Here is a 25,978-nt window from a genome sequence, read left to right on the forward strand (position 1 = left end):
CGAAGATCTCCGACGCACAGCCGCCATAACACGTACTTCAAGTTTAAACCTGAGGCAGTGGGGGAGACGCTGATACGCCTGGATAGATCGGGTCGTCAAACCCGGTCGCTGATTTGGCAGCGAACGGCGCGCAGACTAGCGCGCAGGGGCAGGACAGGCAAGTAGTGGCCCTCTTGAAGGCTTTGCTGTCTTCCTGCACCATTTTCCCCTTGCTTATTCAAGGGATGAAATCAAGCATGCTGGACGCAAATGCTACCCATATATCCTTGGTGCTCGAAGGCGTTTCCACCGATCTGCAAGTGCTCAGCTTCATCGGTCGCGAAGCCCTGAATCAGCCCTATCGTTTCGACATCGAACTGGTCAGCAGCCGTCCTGACCTCAAGCTCGAAGAACTGCTGCACAAGCGCGGCAGCCTGACCTTCGGCGCCACGGGAAAAGGCATCATTCATGGCCAGGTCTACCGCATCGAACAAGGCGACTCCGGCAAGAAGCTGACCCGCTACAGCATCACGCTGGTGCCGCAACTGGCCTACCTGCGGCACAACCACGACCAGCAGATTTTCCAGCAATTGACGGTGCCGGAGATCATCGCCCAGGTGCTGGAGGCGCGGGGGATTCTGGCCGATGCCTACCGTTTTCAACTTGGCGCGACCTATCTCGAGCGCGATTACTGTGTGCAGTACGACGAGTCCGACCTGCATTTCATCCAGCGTCTGTGCGAAGAAGAGGGCATTCACTTCCACTTCCAGCACTCTGCCAGCGGTCACATGCTGGTGTTTGGCGACGACCAGACCGTGTTCCGCAAACTCGCCCCCGTGAGCTATCAGCAGGACTCCGGCATGGCCGCCGAGAAGCCGGTCATCAAGCGCTTCAACCTGCGCCTGGAAACCCGCACCACCCGCGTCAGCCGTCGCGACTACGACTTTGAAAAACCGGGCCTCCTGCCCGAAAGCAGTGCCAAGAGCAGTTTTGCACCCGACCTCGAAGACTACGATTACCCCGGCCGCTTCACCGACCGGGCACGGGGCAAGCAACTGGCGACCCGCGCCCTGGAGCGTCATCGCCGTGACTACCAGCTCGCCGAGGGCAAAGGTGATGAACCGACCCTGGTCACTGGCCACTTCCTGGCCTTGAGCGAACACCCACGTACCGAGTGGAACGACCTCTGGCTGCTGCAGGAAGTCATCCACGAAGGCAAGCAGCCGCAGGTGCTGGGTGAAAACATCACCAGCGACGTCACCGACAACAAGGACGACTTTCACCAAGGCTACCGCAACCGCTTTCTGGCCAGCCCGTGGGACGCCCCTTACCGCCCGCCACTGGCCCACCCCAAACCTCTGACCATCGGCAGCCAGACCGCCATCGTCACCGGGCCAAAAGGCGAAGAGATTCACTGCGACCAATACGGTCGGGTCAAGGTGCAGTTCCATTGGGATCGTGAAGGGCAGGCCGATGACAAGACCAGTTGCTGGTTGCGCGTCGCCACCGGCTGGGCCGGCAGCGCTTACGGCGGCATCGCCATCCCGCGAGTCGGCATGGAGGTGCTGGTCACCTTCCTGGAAAACGACCCCGACCAACCGTTGATCACCGGCTGCCTGTTCCACAAGGAAAACGTCGTCCCCTACGAGCTGCCAACCCACAAGACCCGCAGCACCTTCAAGACCCTCAGCTCACCGGGCGGCCAGGGCTACAACGAGTTTCGCATCGAGGACAAGAAAGGCGCGGAACAGATCTACCTGCACGCCCAGCGTGACTGGGATGAAAACATCGAGCACGACCAGAAAATCCGCGTCGGCAACGAGCGCCATGACACCGTCGAAGCCAACACCTTCAGCGAATTCAAGGCCGAAGAACACCGCATCACCCATCTGGACCGCAAGACCGAAGCCCGTGCCGACGACCACCTGACTGTCGGTGCGACCCAGCACGTGAAAGTGGGCACGGGGCAGTTCGTCGAAGCCGGGACGGAGATTCACTACTACGCAGGTGACAAGGTGGTGCTGGAAGGTGGCATGGAATTCACCGCCAAGGCAGGCGGAAGTTTCATCAAGCTCGATGCCGGTGGCGTGACCATCAGCGGGGCGGAGGTGAAGACCAATTCGGGTGGGGCACCGGGGGCGGGGAGCGGGATCGGGATTCTGGCTCCGCTGATTCCGGGGCTCGCCGCTGCCGACAGAGCTGGGCAACTGATGAAAGCCGCCAAGGCCAACCCGACCTGGCTGGAACTGAACCTGCATTACGACAACCTTGAGCCCGTGCCCGGCGCCTCCTATCGCGTTGAGTTTGCCGATGGCTCGACCCGCGAAGGTGTTCTGGACGACGATGGTTTTGCCCGCCTGGAAGATGTCCCCAAAGGCCCGGCCAAGGTCTATTACGGCGAAGATCCAAGGCCGTTCAACCGCGAAAGCGTAGCGGTTGTTCAAAGCTCGGATGAAAAGGTGAATGAGGACTTACGCAAGCTCGGTCTGGACCCCGATCAGGTCGATTTACAGGCATTGGTGGAACAAGCCGCAGGGAGGTTGTCATGAGTCAGAAAGGAGCCGCGGGCGCACACAAAGGTGATGAAGACCGTAGCGCGGCCTATCAGGAAGCCGCTGTTGAACTGGCCAAAGGTATCGCGCTGGGTGCCGTACCGTTTCTGGGGCAGGCCATCGATGCCTACGACACCATCGAATCCTCTATCGTCCTCTACAACGCAGAAACGACCGATGGCAAGGAGGAGGCGCAATTCGATCTGTTGATGGCCGTCATCGGCTGGATTCCGGGGCCGGGTGATGGCCTGAAAAAGAGCCTGCGAATCGTCAACAAAGATCCCCAGCGCTACGCCCCGGTGCTGTTCGACCTGCTGCGCTTCGTGCTGCAGGAATGCGGCATCAAAACCAGCCCCGAAGAACTGCTCAAACAGGTTTTCGATGCCGGAAAACTGCGCACCGAACTTGACGACATCATCACCGGCGTAAAAGGCTCTTCGACCTTTCAGAGCCTGCCCAACTGGGCCAAAACCTCAGTCGTCACAGTCCTCGCGGCATCTCGGGACAACATGCCAGCGATGGTGGGGATTGTTGAGAAGCGGCTGGTGAAGTGGAAGGGGATGCAGCGTAATAGCTCTGGAATGGCGTCAGGCACCAGTCAACCAGCGCATGGTAAAAAGCCTGCGGCGAAAGATTCTACAGTGGCCACTCAAGGAGCGGATGGAGCAAGTGGTACTGCTTCGCAGAAAAGTGACCAGACAAAGTTGGGTGTTAAGTCTCTTCATGATATGACCAATGAAGGGCTTGGGGTCAGTGGAGAGCATATTGCAGACTACATCTGTGCAGTGGAGTTTGGCTGGGGCAGCGATTGGGATGGGCATGACAAGGGAGCGGATGGGAAATGGCTTGAGGGTTTGCCGAGTGCTAACAAGTTGGGGAAGCTCTCAAAAGGTGGTAGCCCTAAGTCCCGTCATGTTCTATATAAGCTGACAGATGGAGCGAATGGAACCGGTATCGATTCTGTTTGGCGCGCCGATCCAGCTACAAACAACGGAAAAAAATTCGCGATTGTTGAGGCTAAAGCGAGTCGCGATGAAGATGGACCGAAGTTTATGCGAAAACCCAATAACACCCGCAAGCCCAGTGTCTCGTCAAAACTGGGCGTTTCGGGGCTTACGGATCCAAGCGAGTTGCTTGAACCGCTAGACATTGACCAGGTTGCGCCTGCCGGGAAGAAAAAAGGCAAACTCTCACGCTCAAAAAGCTCTCCAGCTACGGCTGATAAAAAAGACAAACCTGCAAAACAGCCGAAGGAAATCCTTGTTCAAATGAGCAAGGAGTGGATCAGGGCTAATATTGAAAGTGCCGTACCCAAGAAAATGGTGTATCAGGTTTTAGGTTCGTACAGTCGGCATTTGTTTTACACTCCGTTGTATCACCCTGGAAATAGCCCGAAAGAGCATGCATACGCTAGGCTGAATAATGGTGATGAGTCAACTCATGCCAATCACTCTGCCTTTCATTATCCTGATGGTGAAGTCAAGTCGTTTGTAAATAAGCGAAAGAGAAGTCTGGCGTTGAAATATAGAGAATCGACTTCGTTGACTGTTGAGTAATAGGCATGAATAAAAGACAGAAGTTTCTTAGTGATAATATGTATTCAGAGTTTTTTAGTTACGTAGAAGAAACAAGGGTTTTTTTTGAGCATAACAAATTCGAGTCGGACTCCCCCCAGCAAGAAGAGTCACTGAGGGCCAGTCATTTTCAAGATCTGGCGCTAAAGAAACTTTTGATATCTTACACAGCGGGGGTAGATATCTCTGCGCTGATACCGTTGCTTGAAGAGCTTGTAGCACGGTATGAGGAGCGTCAAAGCAAGCTGTCAGTGCTTGAGGGTATTAGCAATATTTCGCCACTTGCCATTGATGACTGGCCCTATCAATTTGAAGAGTGTGTTCAGGTTTTCAGTCTCTGCATATTGCTCCATAGAACGGATCTTCTAAAAAGATTTGTCAAGCTATTGGATGATGCAGGCTACAATGGGGAAGATACTCTTTATGAGGACTTGCTTAGCAAGCTCTTGCCGGGGCGTGAAAATATAGATGAGTGGTATCATGATGTTTATACGCCTTTGATTCACGCTATATATGCCGATGAAAAAGAGGAGGCATCACAACTGCTCGACACCTATTGCAAACAATGGTATCCCGCCTTCAAACAAGCTCCTTGGCACGACTCACATCTGGATGGGGATGAAGGAAGTTATGTCGGATACTGGGCTTTTGAAGCAGGAGCCATTGCATTCTTATACGGTATAGACGACAGCAAAATAGACCATATGGTTTATCCAAAAGACTTGGTCGAATACGCAAGAAACTATCAACCTGCCAACGAGTCTCAAGTTGCCCGCATAGATGCCGGACAACCCTGCAGCAAAACCGGCTACTGGTTCACCCCTGCCCAAGCCAACTCAAGACGCCACTTTCAGCAAGGTGAAATCATGCCGCGCATCAGCGATTCGAAGTGGGGGGATACGATTTGGTACTGGTCGGGTGAGGAGTGATTCTCTTTGTGACTGCTGTTCGAGGGTGTCACCACCTGCTCAAACAGGTCTTCGATGCCGGAAACTGCGCACCGCACTCGACGACATCATCACCGGCGTCAGCCAGAAAGTACGACGAACCAGGGTCCTTGAAGGTTGAGGTGTGGCAATAATGGAAAAAAGACAAAAATTTTTCAGTCAGGAGCACTACAGTAATTTTTTGAGAGAGCATGATGAAGTAATAGAATTTTTTAAAAAGAATATCTTTCAGTCTGACTCTCCTGAAGAGGAGGCCGCTCTTCGCTCGAGGTACTTCCAAAGTCTTGCATTGGACAGGCTTCTGGCCGCTTATACCGTAGGAGAGGAAATAGTTTCTTTGCTGCCGCTCCTTGAGGACCTGATTGAGAAGTACCAAACTCGTCAAAAGGCGTTGGCTGAGTATCAGGGATTACCAAAAATCTCTCCATTGGCAATAGATGATTGGCCGAATCAATACGAAGAAGCAGTTCAGGTCATCAGTTTGTGTATCCTCTTGCATCGTACTGATTTGTTACCTCGCTTTGTGAAACTCATAGATGAGGCGGGTTATGCAGGGGATGACACTCTCTATGAAGCCTTGTTGAGCAAGGTGATGCCGGATCGATATGATGTGGATCAGTGGTATCACGATGTTTATACACCCCTTATTCAAGCAATCTATGTCGATAATAAAGAAGAGGCATCAAAGCTCTTAAAGAAATATTGCCAACAGTGGTATCCGGCTTTTAAACAGGCCCCTTGGCACGACACCCATCTCCAGGGCGACGAAGGGACATATGTAGGCTATTGGGCTTTTGAAGCAGGAGCCATTGCATTCTTATACGGTATAGACGACAGCAAAATAGACCATATGGTTTATCCAAAAGACTTGGTCGAATACGCAAGAAACTATCAACCTGCCAACGAGTCTCAAGTTTCCCGCATAGATGCCGGACAACCCTGCAGCAAAACCGGCTACTGGTTCACCCCAGCCCAAGCCAACTCAAGACGCCACTTCCAGCAAGGCGAAATCATGCCGCGTATCAGTGACTCGACGTGGGGAGATACGCTTTGGTACTGGTCGGGTGAGAGTTAATCCCCGGCATTGCCAATGCGGGCGCAACCTTGATGCTCTGCTGAAGGCTGCGCCCCATCCGCTTTGCTAAATACCCGAAAACGACTCACGCCAAACCGGCAACACCTGCTCATCAATCCCCCAATGAGGCTGACCGGGACGTATGCAGACGCCCCCGATCCAGCGCTCATGAGTCGCATGCTCCGGCCAGTAAGCCGCGCCACTCAAAACCTGTTTGCCCAGCTCCGTAATCGTCAGCAGACGACGAGGCCATTCCAAGTGAGTATCCGACTCGATCAGCAAGGGGCGCGGAGTATCGATCAGCGGTCGCATCAATGCGTGAAACATCATATCCCCTAGAAACGGCAGCGGTTCGCGCTTGGCCATCAGCTCTGCGAAAACCTTGCCATAGGTCTGCGGTCCCGTTTCGTCCAGGCACTGCAAGGTCAGGCGCTCAGTGAGTGACAAGCCATCCTGAATCCCCGGCAACTCCTGCAATTGCCGCAGCAGCGCTGGCGCGAGAAAGGGCAGGGCGGCGTGCGTCTCATGTGCCAGTTTTGCCAGCTCCACAGGAGATGAATCGCAATATGCCAGCCATGCCCGACGCGCCAACAGCAGCGCCTCTTCATCCACTCGCCTGCGCTGCGGCCAAAGCCAGGCCAGTACGTCGGGAGCCAGTTGCCCGATGCCGATAAAGCGTTGGACGCCGGGCACCCGATCGACTTCGATCAGCTCAAGCTTGCGCGGCAGACGCTCAAGCCCCGCCAGCGTCCTGATCAGGAAAAGCTGATCATAAGCATCCGCTTCGCACCACAGCACGCTATGGTCTGCATCGCTCAACTGTTTGAGGCTCGAGTATTCATCATCGAACCGTCGTGCGGCGTCGGCCACATCAATCCCGAAGGCCTTGTTGATGAACTGGCTGCGAAGCGCCTTGTACGCCTCGGCAGGCAGGTTCTGAACCGGGCCCATGCACAGTGGGTCGCTCAGCATTCGGAACGATCCCTTGAAACCCGCCAGTTGCAGGCTGTGTGCAATATCGTTGCCGCATCGCCAATGCACGGTTCGCGCCTCGTCACTGGCCTCGAAATCCGGATGCCGTGCTGCAAAAGCCACCGCATCCACATGGGCCTTGAGCTTGGGCCAACTGTTGAAACCCAACTCCCGGGCGATCAGCCACTGGGCATCGGACAAGGTTGGAGTGACAGGAGGACGGCGTGAAATCAGCGAAAGCTCATCAGGCGCAGCGCCGGTTTTCATGCGCTGCAAAAGCTCCTTGGCACGCTTGCGCTGCTGCTCAAGGTTGATACGACCGTCATTGGACAATGACGCAGGACGAGTAGACATACGATCTCCTTGCACAAACCTTGTCCGCTTGAAGGTCGGGAGTCGTAGTGACGAATGCGTGAGGCAAGATCCTGGGCGCAGCCCTTTCCGCGGATGGGGGCGTGGATAGCGCCGGGCTGGAATATAGGCAACGGACACGATGAATGCAATGTTCACTGCGTCCAGGCATGCGCTATCTCTTTGTGGGAGGCAGCTTGCTGGCGACTTTTCCCCCGTCGCCAGCAAGCTGCCTCCAACAGAGCCTTGACCGTAGACCGGATTTATCCGGGAAGGCGTTACCGGGCAACCATCCGCAAACTGCTAGCCACACAACCCGCCGCCGCAAAACCAGCGCCCACCGCCAATGCCAGGCTCGGCCCACTGTCGCCGACCAGCCCGAAACACAGGGCAACCAGCGCCGCGCCAGTCGCCTGTCCAATCAGACGGGAACTGGCCACAGTACCGCTGGCCCCACTGGCCCGTTCTTTCGGGGCGGTGGTCATGATCGCCTTGAGGTTGGGCGCCTGCACAAAACCGAACCCGATCCCGCAATAAATCATGCGGGCCACGATTTCACCGGTCGAAGGATGGTCAGGCATCCACAGCAACGACAGCATGCCGGTACTCAGGATGGCCAGCCCGATGCTGCACAACACACCCGGCGGATAACGATCCGACAACCGCCCGGCAAAGGGACCGATGGCCGCCACCACGACCGACCAGGGCGTCATCAGAAAACCGGTCTGGATCGGATCGAGGCCCAGCGTGTGTTCAAAAAAGAACGGCAGAGACACAAAAGCCAGCCCCTGAGTCGTGAACACACAAAACGCCGTGAGGGCCGACAAGGCAAACATCGGCCGCTTGAGCAGATCCAGCGGGAACATCGGGGCCGGATGATTGCGCTCGCGCCGCAGCATCAACGCGCCGGCGATCAGAAACACGCCCAGCCCGACCAGCACACTGAACAGGGATTCCAGTTGAGCGGCCTGACCCAGAGCGAAGATCAGTGCGCCGAACGTGACCGTGTTCAGCAACGCTGTCTTGTAATCGAAAGGCTGCTCGGCGCGGGTATGCGTTGTCGGCAGGGAGTTCCAGGCGAAGGCCACGGCAAACAGCCCGATAGGCAGGTTGATCGCAAACAGCCAGGGCCAACTGGCGACGGACAGCACCAGCGAGGCCACGGTTGGGCCGATTGAAAACGCGGTGCCCACCACCAGAGCATTCAGGCCCACCCCGCGCCCCAGATGCTCTCGCGAAAATATCTGGCCGATCAGCGCGGTATTCACACTCATGATCGCGCTGGCCCCCAGGCCTTGCAGCACCCGTGCAGCGATCAGCGTGCTCAACGAATCCGCCAGACTGCACAGCCCGGAAGCCACGACAAACAAGATGAGGCCGCCGAGATAAATCTTGCGCGGCCCGATGACACCGCCCAGCGCTGCCAGCGGAAGCAGGGTCGCCACCGCCGCCAGTTGATAGGCATTGATGATCCACACCGCCGCGGCAGGTGGCGTGTTCAGATCCGCCGCAATCGCGGGCAGCGCGGTGTTGGCAATGGCGATATCCAGCGTTGCCAGCGCGATGGACACCAGAATCGCCGCCATCGCCCGCCATTGTCGTGCGGTGAGTTGAGGTCCAGTGGCAGGCATCGTTCAGGTCACGCCTGACTGGCGGCCTGATCGGCCTGAAACTTCTTCACCACTTCATTGGCAATCTTGAAACTGTCGAGCGCTGCCGGCACGCCGCAGTAGATACAGGCCTGCAGAAGAATTTCCTGAATCTCGGCGGGCGTCACGCCGTTGTTCAAGGCGCCCAGCACATGCAGACGCACTTCGTTGGGCCGGTTGAGAGCCGTGAGCATGGCGAGATTGAGCATGCTGCGCGTCTTGCGTTCCAGCCCCGGACGAGTCCAGACCTCGCCCCAGCACCATTCGGTGGTGATTTTCTGCATCGGAATCATGAAGTCCTCGACCTCATCGACCGACTTGTCCACATACTCCGCGCCCAACACCTCGCGACGCACTTCCAGGCCTTTCTTGAATTGCGGGTTATCGAATTCTTCTTTCAGCGGCATGGCGGGCTCCGATTTTCATTGTTGTTAAGTCGAGACTGAAACGCCGACGGCGGGTTCCGACGGCGTGTGTCGCCACTATAGCCATTTGCCTGGATAACAAAAAATCATAATTTTCATGGAGCGCATTCCACTGTGGAATGGTTTTTTGCTCTCCGGCAGGACGCGATTTGTGGGGCCGGATTTATTCGGGAAAGCGTCAGTTCTGCCACCGATGTCTATCCGGTGCAGCAAGGCCGTATAAGCAACACGGCCTTGCTCAATCAATGTTGCCTCAGCGCCCCATCACCTTCCGCCAGAACCCACGCTCAGGTGAAGGCAGAACCTCCGGTGCGACGCTCGGCATATCCCGCAACCGAATCCAGGACTCATCACGCCACTGCATCACACTCAGCGACGTACCCGGCCAGTGCAAATGGCTCAGCCTCGGATTATCCAGCGTCACGTTCTGCGCCCCATGCAGCACCGGCAACACCTCATGCGTCAGCCACTGCCGCAACGCCCGGTTCTCGGGCACGTAATGATGAACCAGCAACGCAAACGCCCCCGACTCGCTGACCATCAACTGCTTTTGCCACTTGCCGTTGGCCTGCAACCAGACAACCCGACGCTGATCGGCATCCAGCTTGAGCGCCGACCGCTCGCCCAGGGTCTGGCCCATCAAGCGGGCGAGGTCTGAGAGACAGAACCAGGCTTGGGATTCGGTGAAGATGGCGCGCAGCATGCGGCTGTGGCGGAGGAAGAGGGTGGCTTCGAAGGAGGATGTACAGGGAAGATCGCTGTTGAAATTTTGCATGGTTTTCATTCATCGGAAATGGCTGATGGAACTGCCCCGAATTGTCGCCAAACAATGGGTGGCAGTTGTGTGTGGGTTGGCGAACCGGTAGCCATCTCCAAGCCCGGCAGGCCCGAAGGCCTCCCGCACACAACCGCCATAACGCGATGAGCTGACAGGATAAAGCGCCTGCATCACGATGGGGAGAGATTTAGCTTTGTCGGGTCGCCAAACCCGGTCGCTGAATTGGTAGCGAACTGTCGGGAAGGGTAGCTTGGGGGCTGGGTGGGGGAAATGAGGGAATTCAGTTTGGGGGAGGTAATGGGGAGTTGGTGGGTGTAGGGCGGGAGTGAGTGGGGTGTAGGACTGGACTGATGAACTGCGTGTGCAGGAGTTACTGAATAAGCAATGTGAGGCACAGTCATGCTGTTGCTGTTAATCTGCATCGTCTGAACACATCCATGTGTCGACTGATACACTGATTTTTACCGCTTTCTTATTAATCGCTACTCTGCAGGGGCGTGATATGGATATCAAAGATTTTTGCCTCGCTCATCGATTTGATATGAGCAAATGTGCAGTCGCCTCAGGCGGCGGTAGTTTTGAAATGACGGAACTGAAAGTCTCACCAATCGAATTTTTGATTTTGGCGGAGGATGATTTCGAAAGTGGCGGTTTAGCGGCTCTCGTCAACGCAACGACAAATGTGAAACGTGCTATTGTCAGCCAGCTTGATCAATTACTTATCTCTTTTGGCTATCCTTCACTTAGATGGAGCGTGCCGAAGAAAATCGAACGGATAAGGGCGCTTGGGTTATTGGCACCGAGACTGTTGCGCAAAGTCGTCGACATGCGAAATATTCTTGAGCACGAGTACGTCACGCCTGAGCTTGAAAAAGTCGAGGAAGCTCTGGATGTCGCTAGTCTATTTGTGATGTCCGTTTCAGCTATGTTCATTCCATTCGATGACGTCTTAGAGTTTTCAATCTCAGATCGAGAGACAGCGGATAGCTCTGTAACACATATTTCTGCGGGGTTGAGGCGAGAGTCAGGCAGGGTTTTTTACACTGTGTATGCATACGAACCGGGCACGTATGCAGGGCGTTGCGTTGGCCAATGTGAAATTCAATCAGGACATGCCCTGTTCGAAGCGATGGTGAAGCTTTCCGTATCGCTGATGCTTCGATACAAGGTCAATCAAGCGCTTAGCGATTTTGACGCCGCTTATGCTCAGCTTTGAGTGCTCGTCACGCTCTTTTTACCTTTTCAGAGAGCTAGTCGTATCGCTTTCACTTGGAATTCATCATCGAGTTGCTTGGGCTAATTCCCTAGTTGCCATTGAAGCACTTTCTATGCAACCTTCTAGCGACAGAAAGGCTTGTAGTCTATTGTCTGTCTTGTCTTGGTCTAGTTGGTGTATATAAACCATAGCCTCTTCCAGTTCAGACCTAACCTTGTAGAACGGAACCATCATGTCAGGTACTGGAAACTGAAATGCGTCAATAGATTTGATTGCCTGAAGATGCATGCTGGCTAGGTGAAGGAGTTCCTCTCGTGCTTCTCCATTATTAGACTCGATCCTTCTTAAGTCTTGGTATGCTGCCTTGGCCGCATCTATGGCGTGCCACGCTAGCATCACAGTGGCCTTATGAATGATCTTAGCTTTGCTCGCTTCGCTAGCCAACCTGGCACGCTCGCTGCCACGTGCAATCCACACGGCAGCAATGATCGCGACGATAGACCCGACCGCCTGAATATAGGAGGCAAGACTAGGATGCTTTTCAATCCAATACAGTAAATCTGCCAATTTTCGTCCCTTGATCTATGAGGTTTGCAAATATACCCTTCGCTCAATCATGTAGGGAGCCTGATTTTCGATTGGGTTTTGCCAACTCTTCGATGGCTATCTGTCTTGAACTCTGCAGTTGTGAGTGCTGCCCGCCAGAACCCACGTTCAGGCGAAGGCAAAACCTCTGGCGCGACGCTCGGCATATCCCGCAATCGAATCCAGGACTCATCACGCCGCTGCATCACACTCAACGACGTACCCGGCCAGTGCAAATGGCTCAGCCTCGGATTATCCCGCGTCACGTTCTGCGCCCCATGCAGCACCGGCAACACCTCATGCGTCAGCCACTGCCGCAACGCCCGGTTCTCGGGTACGTAATGATGAACCAACAACGCAAACGCCCCCGACTCGCTGACCATCAACTGCTTTTGCCACTTGCCATTGGCCTGCAACCAGATAACCCGACGCTGATCGGCATCCAGCTTGAGCGCCGACCGCTCGCCCAGGGTCTGGCACATCAAGCGGGCGAGGTCTGAGAGACAAAACCAGGCTTGGGATTCGGTGAAGATGGCGCGCAGCATGCGGCTGTGGCGGAAGAAGAGGGTGGCTTCGAAGGCGGATGTACACGGGGAATCGGATAGAAGCTTTTGCATAGAGGCACACTTTTTATGGTCGCTGAAAAAAGCTGCCACGGATTGTCGCCAAACAAATGGAGGCAGCTGTGTGAGGGTTGGCGAACCGGTAAAAAGATAAACCCGGCAGACCCGAAGGCCTCCCGCACACAACCGCCATAACGCAGTGCGCAGAAGAATAAATCGACTGCTTCGCGATGGGGAGGAATTTATCTTTAAACCGGGTCGCCAAACCCGGTCGCTGCTGGGGCAGCGAATGACGGGAAGGGTAGCTTGGGGGCTGGGTGGGTTAAATGAGGGGATTCAGTTTGGGTGGGGAGATGGGGAGTGCGTGGCTGTAGGGCGGGTGTGAGTGTGGTGTGGGATTTTACGAGTTTGGCTTAGCAGGCAATATATGGGTTTTGAAAATACGGCTTGGAATACAGATAAAATTTCGACTTTGGCGTCGGTTCGTATCATGGCAAAGGCTCCAGAAATCAATCGGGAGCCAATTTTAAGCTTCTTTTTAAAAGTTTGAATATGTGTGTGGGGGTATTTATAAATTATGCAGGTTAAATATCTAGAAGAAATGGGGGCGTTTGAGTGGGGTCGGGCGCTTGTTATCAGCATATAGAGCTGTAATGTTCATTTTATGGCTGTTGGTGCAGTAGGTTTTTAAGAAGGTCTTCAAAAAGAGCCTTGTAGGAAGAGTTAGTGATCCTGAATTCATAGTTGTCGCCATAAGCGCTGCCTATATGACGAGTTGAAATGTTAAGGTCGAAGTTTGATAGTGTAGTAGTCGTAGTCACGCTTTTTTTAAGAAGTATGGTTTTTTCCTCGTCTGGGGACAAGGTTAGTTGTGATACATACATGTAGTCAGAGTCCGAATATCCGAATTTTTTATCTATAGATCTCCATTTTTCAATTTTTTCTGAAACGTCAAGGATATCCAAGGATACTTTGTCGCGTTCAGAGCGATAAGCTTTGTCTTGATTGTCTTGGCTAATTGTTATGACGGCTTTCTCTTTGGTTGTGTTTTTAAGCTCTATAGGAATAATGATTTGATTTTTTTCAACATAGGGTTTGCTCATCGAAATTGGCGGACGTTCTCCCATTGGTACGGAAGAGATGAAATCAGTGCCAGAAAAGTATGATGGTCTGAAACCTTGCTCAAGGAATGTATTGTAACGGACGGTGTAGTACGGATGCATGTAATCAATCTTCGAGATCATCACGTACATGAAAGCTGCAGTAGTTGAAAGTAGGATGGAGAGAGTTAATATGGCGGGGCCTAGGCTTGGTGGAATGCTCCCTCTTTGGTTGTAAGACTTTCCGTTTGCATCATCAGATTTTAATATCGGCTTATTATGAGCGCATAATCCATGGCTTGAGTTGATGAAAACGGTTAGTTCTACTATTTGACCCGGTAGAATTCGATCAAGCGAGATTTTATCTTTGTCTGCAGTTGCTAAAGGGTAATTTGTGGAGAGTATATGGCAGTTAGAGGTGTGAGGTATGAAGATTTGGACATTGCTCTCTTTGTCCTTTCCTTTGTTGTAGATACGAAGATTGGATATATAACCTTCGTTGTTTGGGAGTGCTGACGGTAGTGAATCATCAAACGCGAGGTAAAGCTGCCTTACTCGAAACGTAGAAATGAATCTGTTTATCAGCGGGGTCAACATCAGCAGTCCGAATGATTTCAGCACTGCGATCAGGCTTTCCATAGCTTTACTCACTTTACGATAAAGAGCAGTTGAGATAGTGAGCTGATTTTGCTGAATGATGGTACTGAACTGGAAGTGATCAGTCTCCGGAGACTCACCTTAAGCCAAACGCAACTAAACTAAGCATTACGCCACATTTACGCCAGACGAAAAAAAAGGCCTTGATTATCAAGGCCTTTCTTAATTGTGCTGGTGCCCCGAGGGAGACTCGAACTCCCACTCCTTTCGAAAACGGATTTTGAATCCGCCGCGTCTACCAATTCCGCCATCAGGGCTCAATGGCGGCGAAGTATAGGGATGCGCATATCATTGGTCAACAAGGTTTTTTGCAGGTTTTTTACTAATCCTTCCAAACCGGATAAACTCCCCGGCCCTGCTTATCGAACACCATCATGCGCGTTGCTGACTTTACCTTCGATCTTCCTGATTCCCTGATTGCTCGCCACCCGCTGGCCGAGCGGCGCAGTAGTCGTCTGTTGACCCTGGACGGGGTGAGCGGTGCGCTGGCGCATCGTCAATTCACTGATTTGCTTGAGTATTTGCGCTCTGGCGATCTGATGATCTTCAACAACACCCGTGTGATTCCCGCACGTCTGTTCGGGCAGAAGGCGTCCGGCGGCAAGCTGGAGATTCTGGTCGAGCGGGTGCTGGACAGTCATCGGGTGCTGGCCCATGTGCGCTCGAGCAAGTCGCCCAAGCCGGGTTCGTCGATCCTGATCGATGGCGGTGGCGAGGCCGAGATGGTGGCGCGCCACGACACGCTGTTCGAGCTGCGTTTCGCCGAGGAAGTGCTGCCGCTGCTGGATCGCGTCGGGCATATGCCGTTGCCTCCTTATATAGATCGTCCGGACGAAGGTGCCGATCGCGAGCGCTATCAGACGGTCTATGCCGAGCGTGCCGGTGCGGTGGCTGCGCCGACGGCAGGCCTGCATTTCGACGAGCCGCTGCTGGAGGCAATTGCCGCCAAGGGCGTCGAGACGGCCTTTGTGACCCTGCATGTGGGCGCTGGCACCTTTCAGCCGGTGCGCGTGGACCGCATCGAAGATCACCATATGCACAACGAATGGCTGGAAGTCAGCCAGGAAGTGGTCGATGCCGTGGCTGCGTGCCGTGCGCGGGGCGGGCGGGTGATTGCAGTCGGGACCACCAGCGTGCGTTCGCTGGAGAGCGCGGCGCGTGATGGCGTGCTGAAACCCTTCAGTGGCGACACCGATATCTTCATCTACCCAGGTCGACCGTTCCATGTGGTCGATGCGCTGGTGACCAATTTCCATTTGCCCGAATCCACGCTGTTGATGCTGGTTTCGGCATTCGCCGGTTATCCCGAGACCATGGCGGCCTACAAGGCGGCCATCGAGCATGGGTACCGCTTCTTCAGTTACGGTGATGCGATGTTCATCACCCGCAATCCCGCGCCGACTGCTCCGCAGGAATCGGTCCCGGAGGATCAAGCATGAGTCGCACCTGTCGTATGTCTTTCGAGCTGCTGGCCACCGATGGCAAGGCTCGTCGCGGTCGCCTGACCTTCCCGCGTGGCGTGGTGGAAACCCCGGCGTTCATGCCGGTGGGCACTTATGGCACGGTCAAGGGCATGCTGCCTCGGGATATCGAGGCGACCGGCGCGCAGATCATTCTGGGCAACACCTTCCACCTGTGGCTGCGTCCGGGCACCGAGGTCATCAAGGGCCACGGCGACCTGCACGATTTCATGCAGTGGAAAGGGCCGATCCTGACCGACTCCGGCGGTTTCCAGGTGTTCAGCCTGGGCGCCATGCGCAAGATCAAGGAGGAGGGCGTGACCTTCGCTTCTCCGGTCGACGGTGCCAAGGTGTTCATGGGGCCGGAAGAGTCGATGCAGGTCCAGCGTGATCTGGGCTCGGACATCGTGATGATTTTCGACGAATGCACGCCGTACCCGGCTGATGAAGACGTCGCACGGGTGTCCATGGAGCTGTCGCTGCGCTGGGCCAAGCGCTCGAAAGTCGCCCATGGCGAGAGCACGGCGGCGTTGTTCGGCATCGTGCAGGGTGGCATGCATGAAAACCTGCGCATGCGCTCGCTCGAGGGGCTGGATCAGATCGGTTTCGATGGCCTGGCCATTGGCGGTCTGTCGGTGGGCGAGCCCAAGCACGAGATGATCAAGGTGCTGGATTACCTGCCGGGCCAGATGCCAGCAGACAAACCTCGTTACCTTATGGGGGTAGGCAAGCCCGAGGATCTGGTTGAGGGTGTGCGTCGCGGAGTCGACATGTTCGACTGCGTGATGCCGACCCGCAATGCCCGCAACGGCCATCTGTTCATCGATACCGGTGTTCTGAAGATCCGTAATGCGTTCCATCGCCATGATGATTCGCCGCTGGATCCGACCTGTGACTGCTACACCTGCAAGAACTTCTCCCGCGCTTATCTGCATCACCTGGACAAGTGCGGCGAAATGTTGGGGAGCATGCTCAATACGATCCACAATTTGCGGCATTACCAGCTGCTTATGGCTGGTTTGCGCGAGGCTATTCAACAAGGTACATTGGCCGCCTTCGTCGATGCCTTCTATGCCAAGCGCGGCCTCCCAACGCCGCCGCTTGGCTGAAACAGAACCGATTTTTCGTGTTTCTTATACTAATTATGCAATTGGAGCGCTAAATGAGCTTTTTCATCTCTCCCGCTTTCGCGGATGCTGCTGCACCGGCTGCCGGTCCTGCGGGCACCGGCTTTGAGTGGATCTTCCTGGTCGGCTTCCTGGTCATCTTCTATCTGATGATCTGGCGTCCACAGGCCAAGCGCGCCAAAGAGCAGAAAAACCTGCTCAGCAATCTGCAGAAGGGCGACGAAGTCGTTACCACTGGCGGTATCGCTGGCAAGATCAACAAGGTGACCGACGATTTCGTGGTGATCGAGGTGTCCGACACCGTTGAGCTGAAAATCCAGAAGGGCGCTGTGGCTGCCACTCTGCCAAAGGGCACCCTGAAAGCGATCTGAGTACCATCTTTTACCAATCGACGGGGCGCGCAAGGCGCCCCGCGTTCTAAGCGGGCGGCGTGATGCTGAACAAATACCCTCTGTGGAAATACGTACTGATCCTGGCGGTGCTGGCGATCGGTTTCATTTATTCCGCACCCAATCTCTACCCTGACGACTCGGCTATCCAGATCAGCGGTGTCAGTACTGCGCTGCAGGTCAGTCAGGCGGATCTGGATCGTGCAGGCAAGGCGCTTGCCGATGCCGGTATCGCGGTCAAGGCCTCTTCTCTGGCTGAGAATGGCAAGGGCGGTTTGTTGCGTCTGAGCAAGCAGGAAGATCAGTTGCCAGCCAAGGATGTGGTGCGCAAGGCTCTGGGTGATGACTATGTGGTCGCACTCAACCTGGCCCGTACTACCCCGACATGGTTGCGTAACCTGGGCGCAAGCCCGATGAAGCTGGGTCTGGACCTTTCCGGTGGTGTGCACTTCCTGCTGGAAGTGGACATGGACAAGGCCATCGATGCGCGCCTGAAAGTCTACGAAGGCGAAGTCAAGACACTGTTGCGCAAGGAGAAGGTGCGCTATCGCAGCCTTCCGCAAGTCAACAATGTCATCCAGCTGGGTTTCACCGACGATGCCGAGCGTGAACAGGCCCGTGCCCTGATCCGCAAGAGCTTCACCGATTTCGATATCACGCCTGCCGAGTTGAACGGTATTCCGGTTCTGCGTCTGGCGCTGACAGCCGTCAAGCTGGCTGAAATTCGCGATTACTCAATCAAGCAGAACCTGACTACCGTGCGTAACCGGGTCAACGAGCTGGGTGTCGCCGAGCCTCTGGTTCAGCGTCAGGGTGCCAACCGTATCGTGGTTGAGCTGCCGGGCGTGCAGGACACTGCCGAAGCCAAGCGTATTCTCGGCAAGACGGCCAACCTGGAATTCCGTCTGGGCGCAGGTCCCGACGATTCCAAAGGCACGACCGAGATGTTCGAGTTCCGCGAAGGCGGACGTCCGGCGGCAGCGGTCGAGCGTGGTCTGATCATTACCGGCGACCAGGTGACCGACGCCAAGGCGAGCTTCGACGAGCATGGCCGTCCACAGGTGAACATCAACCTCGATGGTCACGGTGGCGAACTGATGAGCCGCGCAACCCGCAGCAACGTGGGTCGCAGCATGGCGGTGATCTTCATCGAACAACGTCCGGTCACGACCTATGTCAAGCAGATGGTCGATGGCGTCGAGAAAGACGTGCCGGTGCAGACCTTCAAGGAAGACAAGAAGATCATCAGTCTGGCGACCATTCAGTCGCCACTGGGCAGCCAGTTCCGGATTACCGGTCTGAACGGCCAGGGTGAGTCCTCCGAGCTGGCACTGCTGCTGCGCGCCGGTGGTCTGGCGGCACCGATGTACTTCGCCGAAGAGCGCACCATCGGCCCGAGCCTGGGTGCCGACAACATCACCAAGGGTATCGATGCTTCCCTGTGGGGCATGCTGTTCGTTTCGCTGTTCATCATGGCGATCTACCGTTTCTTCGGTCTGATCGCGACTGTGGCTCTGGCCTTCAACATGGTCATGCTGCTGGCGCTGATGTCTCTGCTGGGTGCAACGCTGACCCTGCCGGGTATTGCCGGTATCGTTCTGACCATGGGTATGGCGGTCGACGCCAACGTGCTGATCTTCTCGCGGATTCGTGAGGAAATCGCCAATGGCATGAGCGTGCAGCGTGCAATCAACGAAGGTTTCGATCGTGCCTACACGGCGATCCTCGACGCCAACCTGACGACGCTGCTGGTCGGCGGCATTCTCTTTGCGATGGGCACCGGTCCCGTCAAAGGGTTTGCGGTGACCATGTCGCTCGGGATCTTTACCTCGATGTTCACGGCCATCATGGTGACCCGCGCAATGGTCAACCTGATCTACGGCGGTCGTGACTTCAAGAAGTTGTGGATTTAAGGGGCTGCCATGTTACGTACCATCAACTTCATGGGCGTTCGCAATGTCGCGTTCGCCATTACCATGCTCCTTACTGCACTGGCGCTGTTCAGCTGGTTCCATAAAGGGCTTAACTTCGGCCTGGACTTCACCGGCGGTACGCTGATCGAGCTGACCTACGAGCGTCCAGCAGATCTGGGCAAGGTGCGTGAGGAACTGGCTTCGGCCGGTTTCCACGAGGCCGTGGTGCAGAGCTTCGGTGCAACCACCGACTTGCTGGTGCGCATGCCGGGTGAAGACCCGCAACTGGGTACTCAGGTAGCCGATGCGCTGCGCAAGGCGGGTGCCGATAACCCGGCGACTGTCAAGCGTGTCGAGTTCGTCGGCCCGCAGGTCGGTGAAGAACTGCGTGACCAGGGTGGTATCGGCATGCTGCTGGCCCTGGGTGGGGTCCTGATCTATCTGGCGTTCCGCTTCCAGTGGAAGTTCGCGATCGGCGCGATCATTTCCCTGATTCACGACGTGGTCGTGACCATGGGTATCCTGTCGTTCTTCCAGATCACGTTCGACCTGACGGTGCTGGCAGCGGTACTGGCGATCATCGGCTACTCGCTCAACGACACCATCGTGGTCTTCGACCGGGTTCGTGAAAACTTCCGCCTGCTGCGCAAGGCTTCGCTGATCGAGAACATCAACATTTCCACCACTCAGACATTGCTGCGCACCATCGCGACTTCGGTCTCGACGCTGCTGGCAATCATTGCGTTGTGGGCGTTCGGTGGCGACAGCCTGGAAGGTTTCTCCATTGCGTTGTTCATCGGTGTTCTGGCGGGTACTTATTCGTCGATCTACATCGCCAACGTGATGCTGATCTGGCTGAACCTGACCACCGAGGATCTGATTCCTCCGGTAGTGACGGAGAAGGCTGACGATTTGCCTTGAGTCTCGGTTGGAGCGAATTCATTCGCGAAAACAACAAGTTGTAACGAAAAAGGCGCGAGTTCGGAACTCGCGCCTTTTTTCATGCTCCAAGGCTTGGCAGTGCGTAGGAAAGAATCTACGCGTCCGTAGGTCAGGAGGTTCAAAGTGAACAAGTCTCTGCTTGTTGGTGCTGTGTTGGGTGCTGCTGTCGTTACCGCTGGTGGCGCCGTTGCCACCTACAGCCTGGTCAAGGGCGGCCCAGAGTATGCAGATGTGTTGGCCGTCGAGCCGATCAAGGAGCAAATCAAGACCCCGCGTGAGGTCTGCAAGGATGTCGCCGTTACCCATCGTGCTCCGGTCAAGGACGAGCATCAGATCGTGGGTAGTGTGATCGGTGCTGTGGCGGGTGGCTTGCTCGGTAACCAGATCGGTGGCGGTAACGGTAAGAAGATTGCCACGGTCGCCGGTGCGGTAGGCGGTGGTTATGCGGGTAACAAGGTTCAGGAAGGTATGCAGAACCGCGATACCTACACCACGACTGAAACGCGTTGCAATACCGTCAACGATATCAGCGACAAGGTCGTGGGCTACAACGTGAAGTACAAGTTGAACGAGAAGGTTGGACAGGTCCGTATGGCCAATGACCCGGGTAGTCAGATCCCTGTGGACAAGAATGGTCAGCTGATTCTGAGCCAGGCTGCTCAGTAATACAGTCCTGTGGGAGCGCCGCCCAAGGCAGGCGTGCTCCTACAGGCAGCAGGCATAAAAAAAACCGGCGAAAGCCGGTTTTTTTACATCTGCGTTTCAGCGTTTCAGTGAAGGCGGCAGGTGTGGAGCGATGGCGGTCAGAACAGCCTTGAAGCACTTGGTGTTGCCAGCAACGATATGGCCTTTTTCCAGGAAGTCGTGACCGCCTGTGAAGTCGCTGACCAGACCGCCTGCTTCCTGGATCAGCAGTGCGCCCGCTGCCATGTCCCACTCGGACAGGCCCGATTCCCAGAATGCATCGAAGCGGCCGGCTGCTACATAAGCCAGGTCCAGGCTGGCAGCGCCTGCACGGCGGATGCCGGCGGTCTGGCCGACCAGGCTGCGGAACATGCCCAGGTAGTTTTCCAGGCCGTCCATTTGCTCGTCGCGGAACGGGAAGCCGGTGCCCAGCAGGGCGCCTTCAAGGCTCTTGCGCTGGCTGACGCGCAGGCGGCGACCGTTCAGGGCCGCGCCACGGCCGCGGCTGGCGGTGAATTCTTCCTGGCGAACCGGGTCGAGAACCACGGCGTGCTCAAGGCGGCCACGGTATTTGCAGGCGATGCTGACCGCGAAGTGCGGGATGCCGCGAACGAAGTTGGTGGTGCCGTCCAGCGGGTCGATGATCCACAGGTAGTCGGCGCCTTCACCGCTGCCTGCGTGCAGGCCGCTTTCTTCGCCGAGGATGCCGTGGGTAGGGTAAGCCTTGCGCAGGGCGGTGATGATGCTCTGCTCGGCGGCACGGTCGATTTCCGTGACGTAGTCTTTGGCTTCTTTTTCGTCAACCTTGATGGTATCCAAGCGCTCGATGGAGCGGAAAATCAATTCGCTGGCGCTGCGGGCGGCGCGCAGCGCGATATTCAGCATGGGCTGCATGGACAATTCACCTAAGGTTGTTAAAGAGAGCCGGGTATTCTATGGGGTAAGTCAAATTATTTCCAGCCCCGGCATTGTCGTCCCGATCAGGTTTTACGATTTTCCGTGGTTGCGCCTCTGTAAGGTTCGTGGCGTTAATGAGGCGGGTTCTGTAATATTTGCCCCCCTTAATTTTGTCGGTGAGCGCTCGCTTTGCTGCAGAACATTCGTATTGTCCTGGTCGGCACTACCCATCCCGGAAATATCGGTGGGGCTGCGCGTGCCATGAAAAACATGGGGCTTTCGCGCCTGGTACTGGTCGAGCCGCGCGTGTTCCCGTCTCCCGAGGCCGATGCCCGGGCATCCGGTGCTGGCGATATTCTTGAGGGGGCGCAAGTCGTGGCGACTCTTGAAGAGGCGCTGGTGGGTTGCAGTCTGGTGCTGGGCACCAGTGCCCGTGATCGCAGTCTGCCTTGGCCGATGCTCGATCCGCGTGAGTCCGGCGTGAAGGTCGTCGAGCAGGCCGGGCAGGGTGCCGAGGTTGCGCTGGTCTTCGGTCGTGAACATGCCGGCCTGACCAACGAAGAGCTGCAGCGTTGTCATTATCACGTGCATATTCCTTCGGACCCCGCATTCAGCTCGCTCAATCTGGCGGCTGCGGTCCAGGTGCTGGCCTACGAGGTGCGCATGTCCTGGCTGGCTGCGCAGGAGTCGCCGACGGCTCCAGTAGCGGCGACGCGTAATGCCGAACTGGCGACCATGGATGAGATGGAGGGCTTCTATGGGCATCTGGAGGCGGCTCTGGTGGACATTGCCTTTCTTGACCCCGAGAAGCCCCGTCATCTGATGGCACGGCTGCGTCGGCTGTACGGGCGCAGCGAAGTGGAGCGCTCCGAGCTGAGCATTCTGCGTGGCATTCTCACCGAGACCCAGAAAGTGGCTCGCGGTGAACCTTACAAGCGGAAGGATCAATGATGTTCGAACGTCTGCGCGAAGATATTCAAAGTGTTTTTCATCGTGATCCGGCTGCGCGTAACGCTTTTGAGGTCCTGACCTGCTATCCGGGCATGCATGCCATCTGGTTGCATCGACTGGCACATATCCTGTGGCGCAATGGCTGGAAGTGGCTGGCGCGGCTGGTGTCCAACTTCGGGCGCTGGATGACCGGCATCGAAATACATCCCGGTGCGCGCATCGGTCGTCGTTTCTTCATCGATCACGGCATGGGCATCGTGATCGGTGAAACGGCCGAGATCGGCAACGATGTGACGCTCTATCAGGGCGTGACGCTGGGCGGTACCAGCTGGAATGCGGGCAAGCGTCACCCGACGCTGGAAGATGGTGTCGTGGTGGGTGCGGGCGCGAAGGTGCTTGGGCCGTTCACGGTGGGGGCGGGTGCCAAGATCGGCTCCAATGCGGTGGTCACCAAGGCGGTGCCGGCGGGCGCGACAGCGGTGGGTATTCCCGGCCGCATCATCGTGAAGTCCGATGACGAAACGGAAGCCCGGCGCAAGGCGATGGCCGAAAAGCTGGGTTTCGATGCCTACGGCGTCAGTGCCGACATGCCGGACCCGGTTGCGCGGGCCATTGGCCAGTTGCTCGATCACCTGCAGGCCGTGGATGCTCGCCTGGAAGACATGGGCGGTGCTCTGGGGCGTCTTGGCAGCGATTACTGCGCCAAGGAGCTGCCCAAGCTGCATGACGAGGTTTTCGATTGCGTGAAGGACAAGAGCGAAGAAAAGGTCGGCTAGGGCTTGCTGAATATGGGGGCGTGTCAATACGACGCGCCTTTGCTATGATATCGCCCGCTATTTTCGCTAATCCCGACTAATTCACTAGGTCTAATAGTTGACTTAAATACTCGGGAATAGCATACTCGCTCTCATTCTGAACCTCCGCGGTACACGCCATGCGACTGACTACAAAAGGCCGATACGCTGTAACAGCAATGCTTGACCTGGCATTGCATGCGCAGCACGGGCCAGTGTCTCTGGCCGATATCTCTGAGCGGCAAGGCATTTCCCTGTCTTACCTTGAGCAATTGTTCGCCAAGCTGCGCCGCAGCAATCTGGTGTCGAGCGTGCGCGGTCCTGGTGGTGGTTACCAGTTGTCCCGCGACATGCAGGGCATTCAGGTCGCTCAGGTTGTCGATGCAGTCAATGAGTCGGTCGATGCCACTCGTTGCCAGGGCCTGGGTGATTGCCATGCTGGCGATACCTGTCTGACCCACCACCTGTGGTGCGATCTCAGTCAGCAGATTCACGAATTTTTAAGCGGTATCAGCTTGGCGGACCTTGTCACTCGCCGTGAGGTGCAGGAAGTCGCCCAGCGCCAGGATATGCGTCGCAGCAATAACAATGCGTCGCAGCTGGGTAAGATCGAAACGTCCGCCGTCGAATGAACGCAGATGAATGAGCGGTGCGCCTGCCTGATAGGAGAGATTCAATGAAGTTGCCGATTTACCTCGATTACTCTGCGACCACGCCGGTCGATCCGCGCGTAGCGCAGAAAATGATGGATTGCCTGCTGGTTGACGGAAACTTCGGTAACCCGGCTTCCCGCTCCCACGTGTTTGGCTGGAAGGCCGAAGAGTCCGTCGAGAACGCCCGTCGTCAGGTCGCCGATCTGGTCAATGCCGATCCGCGCGAAATCGTCTGGACCTCCGGTGCTACCGAGTCCGACAACCTGGCCATCAAGGGTGTCGCGCATTTCTACGCCACCAAGGGCAAGCACATCATCACCTCCAAGGTCGAGCACAAGGCTGTTCTCGACACCACGCGCCAACTGGAGCGTGAAGGTTTCGAAGTGACCTACATCGAGCCGGGCGAAGACGGCCTGATCACGCCGGCCATGGTCGAAGCTGCCCTGCGCGACGACACCATTCTGGTTTCGGTCATGCATGTGAACAACGAGATCGGCACCATCAACGATATCGCTGCGATTGGTGAACTGACCCGTTCACGCGGCGTGTTGTTCCATGTCGATGCCGCTCAGTCCACCGGCAAGGTTGAAATCGATCTGGCCAGCCTCAAGGTTGACCTGATGTCGTTCTCGGCCCACAAGACCTACGGTCCGAAAGGTATCGGCGCGCTGTACGTGAGCCGCAAGCCGCGTGTTCGCCTCGAAGCGACCATGCACGGTGGCGGTCACGAGCGCGGCATGCGTTCCGGCACATTGGCGACTCACCAGATCGTCGGCATGGGCGAAGCGTTCCGTATCGCCAAGGAAGAGATGGCGAGCGAGAACGTCCGCATCAAGGCCCTGAGCGACCGCTTCTACAAGCAGGTCGAAGATCTGGAAGAGCTGTACGTCAACGGCAGCCTGACTGCTCGCGTACCGCACAACCTGAACCTGAGCTTCAATTATGTCGAAGGCGAGTCGCTGATCATGGCGCTCAAGGATCTGGCGGTTTCGTCCGGTTCGGCCTGTACCTCGGCATCGCTTGAGCCTTCGTACGTGCTGCGCGCCCTGGGCCGCAACGACGAACTGGCACACAGCTCGATACGTTTTACGTTTGGTCGCTTCACCACTGAAGAAGAGATCGACTACGCCGCGCAGAAAGTCTGCGAGGCTGTTACCAAGCTGCGCGCTCTTTCGCCGCTGTGGGACATGTTCAAAGATGGCGTCGATATCTCCAAGATCGAGTGGGCGGCGCACTAATTTAAAGTCGCCGCCACACAGGCCGGGAGCAACCCGTTGACCGGCCTGTAGAGCGACTCCCTGATGTGAGAGGAACAGAATCATGGCTTACAGCGAAAAGGTCATCGACCACTACGAGAACCCGCGTAACGTTGGCAAGATGAACGCGGAAGATCCTGATGTTGGCACCGGCATGGTCGGCGCTCCTGCGTGCGGCGACGTGATGCGCCTGCAGATCAAGGTCAACGAGCAAGGTGTCATCGAAGACGCCAAGTTCAAGACCTACGGTTGCGGCTCCGCCATCGCTTCCAGCTCCCTGGCGACCGAGTGGATGAAGGGCAAGACTCTGGATGAAGCAGAGACCATCAAGAACACTCAACTGGCTGAAGAGCTTGCTCTGCCTCCGGTAAAGATTCACTGCTCGGTACTCGCGGAAGACGCCATCAAGGCGGCAGTTCGTGACTACAAGCAGAAGAAAGGCTTGCTGTAACAAGCGGTCTTTTCAGAGAAAGCTGGCGACAAGAAAGG

24 protein-coding genes and 1 tRNA gene are annotated in these 25,978 nt (G+C 56.1%); 16 read left to right on the plus strand and 9 right to left on the minus strand.

Annotation, left to right across the window (positions count from 1 at the left end; translation table 11 throughout):
- The first annotated feature begins 236 nt into the window (after nt 1-236).
- The 4 genes from JSY17_RS08545 (at nt 237) to JSY17_RS08560 (ending at nt 6,127) form a co-directional block, all read left to right on the plus strand.
- The gene (locus JSY17_RS08545; RefSeq protein WP_206400746.1) at nt 237-2,528 is read left to right on the plus strand and encodes a type VI secretion system Vgr family protein; all 2,292 of its coding nucleotides are present in this window, start codon (nt 237-239) and stop codon (nt 2,526-2,528) included.
- Nucleotides 2,525-4,087 carry a hypothetical protein gene (locus tag JSY17_RS08550; protein ID WP_201012687.1) on the plus strand — a complete coding sequence of 521 codons (1,563 nt, stop codon included), beginning with the start codon at nt 2,525-2,527 and terminating at the stop codon, nt 4,085-4,087. The genes JSY17_RS08545 and JSY17_RS08550 overlap by 4 nt, the downstream gene beginning before the upstream one ends.
- 5 nt (nt 4,088-4,092) lie before the next feature.
- Nucleotides 4,093-5,034: a PoNe immunity protein domain-containing protein gene (locus JSY17_RS08555; RefSeq protein ID WP_206400748.1), complete on the plus strand. Its 942-nt coding sequence runs from the start codon at nt 4,093-4,095 to the stop codon at nt 5,032-5,034.
- A gap of 151 nt (nt 5,035-5,185) precedes the next feature.
- Nucleotides 5,186-6,127: a PoNe immunity protein domain-containing protein gene (locus tag JSY17_RS08560; protein WP_206400750.1), complete on the plus strand. Its 942-nt coding sequence runs from the start codon at nt 5,186-5,188 to the stop codon at nt 6,125-6,127.
- A gap of 66 nt (nt 6,128-6,193) precedes the next feature.
- On the opposite strand, the gene JSY17_RS08565 is transcribed toward JSY17_RS08560, so the two are convergent.
- The 4 genes from JSY17_RS08565 to JSY17_RS08580 all read right to left on the minus strand — a co-directional run bounded on the left by JSY17_RS08565 (nt 6,194) and on the right by JSY17_RS08580 (nt 10,299).
- Entirely contained in the window at nt 6,194-7,453 is a 1,260-nt protein-coding gene (locus JSY17_RS08565; protein ID WP_206400752.1) for a DUF1835 domain-containing protein, read from the minus strand.
- A gap of 275 nt (nt 7,454-7,728) precedes the next feature.
- Nucleotides 7,729-9,081 carry an MFS transporter gene (locus JSY17_RS08570; protein WP_232849355.1) on the minus strand — a complete coding sequence of 451 codons (1,353 nt, stop codon included), beginning with the start codon at nt 9,079-9,081 and terminating at the stop codon, nt 7,729-7,731.
- Nucleotides 9,082-9,089: 8 nt separating this feature from the next.
- A complete protein-coding gene (locus tag JSY17_RS08575) occupies nt 9,090-9,506 on the minus strand; it encodes a carboxymuconolactone decarboxylase family protein (protein ID WP_117182658.1) in 417 nt (138 codons plus the stop codon).
- A 271-nt stretch (nt 9,507-9,777) separates the two neighbouring features.
- Entirely contained in the window at nt 9,778-10,299 is a 522-nt protein-coding gene (locus JSY17_RS08580; protein ID WP_206400753.1) for a BRO-N domain-containing protein, read from the minus strand.
- 505 nt (nt 10,300-10,804) lie between these two features.
- Between JSY17_RS08580 and JSY17_RS08585 the strand changes: the two genes are divergently transcribed.
- Nucleotides 10,805-11,518 (plus strand): hypothetical protein, encoded by a 714-nt coding sequence (locus JSY17_RS08585; protein ID WP_206400754.1) that lies wholly within the window; start codon nt 10,805-10,807, stop codon nt 11,516-11,518.
- A 63-nt stretch (nt 11,519-11,581) separates the two neighbouring features.
- Here the strand turns inward: JSY17_RS08585 and JSY17_RS08590 are convergent, their stop codons facing one another.
- The 4 genes from JSY17_RS08590 to JSY17_RS08605 form a co-directional block, all read right to left on the minus strand.
- Entirely contained in the window at nt 11,582-12,085 is a 504-nt protein-coding gene (locus JSY17_RS08590; RefSeq protein WP_206400755.1) for a hypothetical protein, read from the minus strand.
- 47 nt (nt 12,086-12,132) lie between these two features.
- Complete coding sequence (locus JSY17_RS08595; protein WP_206400756.1) at nt 12,133-12,720, minus strand: BRO-N domain-containing protein; 588 nt, start codon at nt 12,718-12,720, stop codon at nt 12,133-12,135.
- A gap of 608 nt (nt 12,721-13,328) precedes the next feature.
- A complete protein-coding gene (locus tag JSY17_RS08600; protein WP_206400757.1) occupies nt 13,329-14,405 on the minus strand; it encodes a hypothetical protein in 1,077 nt (358 codons plus the stop codon).
- Nucleotides 14,406-14,595: 190 nt separating this feature from the next.
- A tRNA-Leu gene (locus JSY17_RS08605) sits at nt 14,596-14,680 on the minus strand.
- 117 nt (nt 14,681-14,797) lie between these two features.
- On the opposite strand from JSY17_RS08605, the gene queA reads away from it, so the two are divergent.
- The 6 genes from queA (at nt 14,798) to JSY17_RS08635 (ending at nt 20,920) form a co-directional block, all read left to right on the plus strand.
- Complete coding sequence (gene queA / locus JSY17_RS08610) at nt 14,798-15,862, plus strand: tRNA preQ1(34) S-adenosylmethionine ribosyltransferase-isomerase QueA (RefSeq protein ID WP_117164472.1); 1,065 nt, start codon at nt 14,798-14,800, stop codon at nt 15,860-15,862.
- A gap of 14 nt (nt 15,863-15,876) precedes the next feature.
- Nucleotides 15,877-16,992: a tRNA guanosine(34) transglycosylase Tgt gene (tgt, locus tag JSY17_RS08615; RefSeq protein ID WP_095067087.1), complete on the plus strand. Its 1,116-nt coding sequence runs from the start codon at nt 15,877-15,879 to the stop codon at nt 16,990-16,992.
- A 53-nt stretch (nt 16,993-17,045) separates the two neighbouring features.
- Nucleotides 17,046-17,381 (plus strand): preprotein translocase subunit YajC, encoded by a 336-nt coding sequence (yajC, locus tag JSY17_RS08620; protein ID WP_117164473.1) that lies wholly within the window; start codon nt 17,046-17,048, stop codon nt 17,379-17,381.
- 62 nt (nt 17,382-17,443) lie between these two features.
- A complete protein-coding gene (secD, locus tag JSY17_RS08625) occupies nt 17,444-19,312 on the plus strand; it encodes a protein translocase subunit SecD (protein WP_117164474.1) in 1,869 nt (622 codons plus the stop codon).
- Nucleotides 19,313-19,321: 9 nt separating this feature from the next.
- A complete protein-coding gene (gene secF / locus JSY17_RS08630; protein WP_117182661.1) occupies nt 19,322-20,233 on the plus strand; it encodes a protein translocase subunit SecF in 912 nt (303 codons plus the stop codon).
- A gap of 144 nt (nt 20,234-20,377) precedes the next feature.
- Complete coding sequence (locus tag JSY17_RS08635) at nt 20,378-20,920, plus strand: glycine zipper 2TM domain-containing protein (protein ID WP_117164476.1); 543 nt, start codon at nt 20,378-20,380, stop codon at nt 20,918-20,920.
- Between the two features lie 96 nt (nt 20,921-21,016).
- On the opposite strand, the gene suhB is transcribed toward JSY17_RS08635, so the two are convergent.
- On the minus strand, nt 21,017-21,832 hold the full coding sequence (suhB, locus tag JSY17_RS08640) for a type III secretion system regulator SuhB (protein WP_025258829.1): 816 nt from the start codon (nt 21,830-21,832) through the stop codon (nt 21,017-21,019).
- A gap of 192 nt (nt 21,833-22,024) precedes the next feature.
- Here suhB and trmJ point away from each other — a divergent pair, with 192 nt between their 5' ends.
- From trmJ to iscU, 5 genes are all read left to right on the plus strand, one after another.
- On the plus strand, nt 22,025-22,786 hold the full coding sequence (gene trmJ, locus JSY17_RS08645) for a tRNA (cytosine(32)/uridine(32)-2'-O)-methyltransferase TrmJ (protein ID WP_117164477.1): 762 nt from the start codon (nt 22,025-22,027) through the stop codon (nt 22,784-22,786).
- Entirely contained in the window at nt 22,786-23,562 is a 777-nt protein-coding gene (gene cysE / locus JSY17_RS08650) for a serine O-acetyltransferase (RefSeq protein ID WP_117182663.1), read from the plus strand. Before trmJ ends, cysE begins: the two co-directional genes overlap by 1 nt.
- A 158-nt stretch (nt 23,563-23,720) precedes the next feature.
- Nucleotides 23,721-24,212 (plus strand): Fe-S cluster assembly transcriptional regulator IscR, encoded by a 492-nt coding sequence (iscR, locus tag JSY17_RS08655; RefSeq protein ID WP_025258832.1) that lies wholly within the window; start codon nt 23,721-23,723, stop codon nt 24,210-24,212.
- Nucleotides 24,213-24,256: 44 nt separating this feature from the next.
- Nucleotides 24,257-25,471, plus strand: coding sequence for an IscS subfamily cysteine desulfurase (locus JSY17_RS08660; protein ID WP_117164479.1), 1,215 nt, complete (start codon nt 24,257-24,259; stop codon nt 25,469-25,471).
- Between the two features lie 82 nt (nt 25,472-25,553).
- Nucleotides 25,554-25,940: a Fe-S cluster assembly scaffold IscU gene (gene iscU, locus JSY17_RS08665; protein WP_002552476.1), complete on the plus strand. Its 387-nt coding sequence runs from the start codon at nt 25,554-25,556 to the stop codon at nt 25,938-25,940.
- Nucleotides 25,941-25,978: the final 38 nt, after the last annotated feature.

The organism is Pseudomonas capsici (assembly GCF_017165765.1).
In the GTDB taxonomy this organism is placed as follows: Bacteria; Pseudomonadota; Gammaproteobacteria; order Pseudomonadales; family Pseudomonadaceae; genus Aquipseudomonas; species Aquipseudomonas capsici.

What these genes read in the sequence shown, in the direction of transcription:
- JSY17_RS08560 (WP_206400750.1), top strand. Translation starts at nt 5,186, where the DNA reads ATGGAAAAAAGACAAAAATTTTTCAGTCAGGAGCACTACAGTAATTTT.
- JSY17_RS08565 (WP_206400752.1), bottom strand. Translation starts at nt 7,453, where the DNA reads ATGTCTACTCGTCCTGCGTCATTGTCCAATGACGGTCGTATCAACCTT.
- JSY17_RS08660 (WP_117164479.1), top strand. Translation starts at nt 24,257, where the DNA reads ATGAAGTTGCCGATTTACCTCGATTACTCTGCGACCACGCCGGTCGAT.
- JSY17_RS08570 (WP_232849355.1), bottom strand. Translation starts at nt 9,081, where the DNA reads ATGCCTGCCACTGGACCTCAACTCACCGCACGACAATGGCGGGCGATG.
- JSY17_RS08545 (WP_206400746.1), top strand. Translation starts at nt 237, where the DNA reads ATGCTGGACGCAAATGCTACCCATATATCCTTGGTGCTCGAAGGCGTT.
- JSY17_RS08600 (WP_206400757.1), bottom strand. Translation starts at nt 14,405, where the DNA reads ATGGAAAGCCTGATCGCAGTGCTGAAATCATTCGGACTGCTGATGTTG.
- cysE (WP_117182663.1), top strand. Translation starts at nt 22,786, where the DNA reads ATGTTCGAACGTCTGCGCGAAGATATTCAAAGTGTTTTTCATCGTGAT.
- suhB (WP_025258829.1), bottom strand. Translation starts at nt 21,832, where the DNA reads ATGCAGCCCATGCTGAATATCGCGCTGCGCGCCGCCCGCAGCGCCAGC.
- JSY17_RS08575 (WP_117182658.1), bottom strand. Translation starts at nt 9,506, where the DNA reads ATGCCGCTGAAAGAAGAATTCGATAACCCGCAATTCAAGAAAGGCCTG.
- JSY17_RS08595 (WP_206400756.1), bottom strand. Translation starts at nt 12,720, where the DNA reads ATGCAAAAGCTTCTATCCGATTCCCCGTGTACATCCGCCTTCGAAGCC.
- JSY17_RS08555 (WP_206400748.1), top strand. Translation starts at nt 4,093, where the DNA reads ATGAATAAAAGACAGAAGTTTCTTAGTGATAATATGTATTCAGAGTTT.
- secD (WP_117164474.1), top strand. Translation starts at nt 17,444, where the DNA reads ATGCTGAACAAATACCCTCTGTGGAAATACGTACTGATCCTGGCGGTG.
- iscU (WP_002552476.1), top strand. Translation starts at nt 25,554, where the DNA reads ATGGCTTACAGCGAAAAGGTCATCGACCACTACGAGAACCCGCGTAAC.
- yajC (WP_117164473.1), top strand. Translation starts at nt 17,046, where the DNA reads ATGAGCTTTTTCATCTCTCCCGCTTTCGCGGATGCTGCTGCACCGGCT.
- secF (WP_117182661.1), top strand. Translation starts at nt 19,322, where the DNA reads ATGTTACGTACCATCAACTTCATGGGCGTTCGCAATGTCGCGTTCGCC.
- JSY17_RS08585 (WP_206400754.1), top strand. Translation starts at nt 10,805, where the DNA reads ATGGATATCAAAGATTTTTGCCTCGCTCATCGATTTGATATGAGCAAA.
- tgt (WP_095067087.1), top strand. Translation starts at nt 15,877, where the DNA reads ATGTCTTTCGAGCTGCTGGCCACCGATGGCAAGGCTCGTCGCGGTCGC.
- iscR (WP_025258832.1), top strand. Translation starts at nt 23,721, where the DNA reads ATGCGACTGACTACAAAAGGCCGATACGCTGTAACAGCAATGCTTGAC.
- JSY17_RS08550 (WP_201012687.1), top strand. Translation starts at nt 2,525, where the DNA reads ATGAGTCAGAAAGGAGCCGCGGGCGCACACAAAGGTGATGAAGACCGT.
- queA (WP_117164472.1), top strand. Translation starts at nt 14,798, where the DNA reads ATGCGCGTTGCTGACTTTACCTTCGATCTTCCTGATTCCCTGATTGCT.
- JSY17_RS08580 (WP_206400753.1), bottom strand. Translation starts at nt 10,299, where the DNA reads ATGCAAAATTTCAACAGCGATCTTCCCTGTACATCCTCCTTCGAAGCC.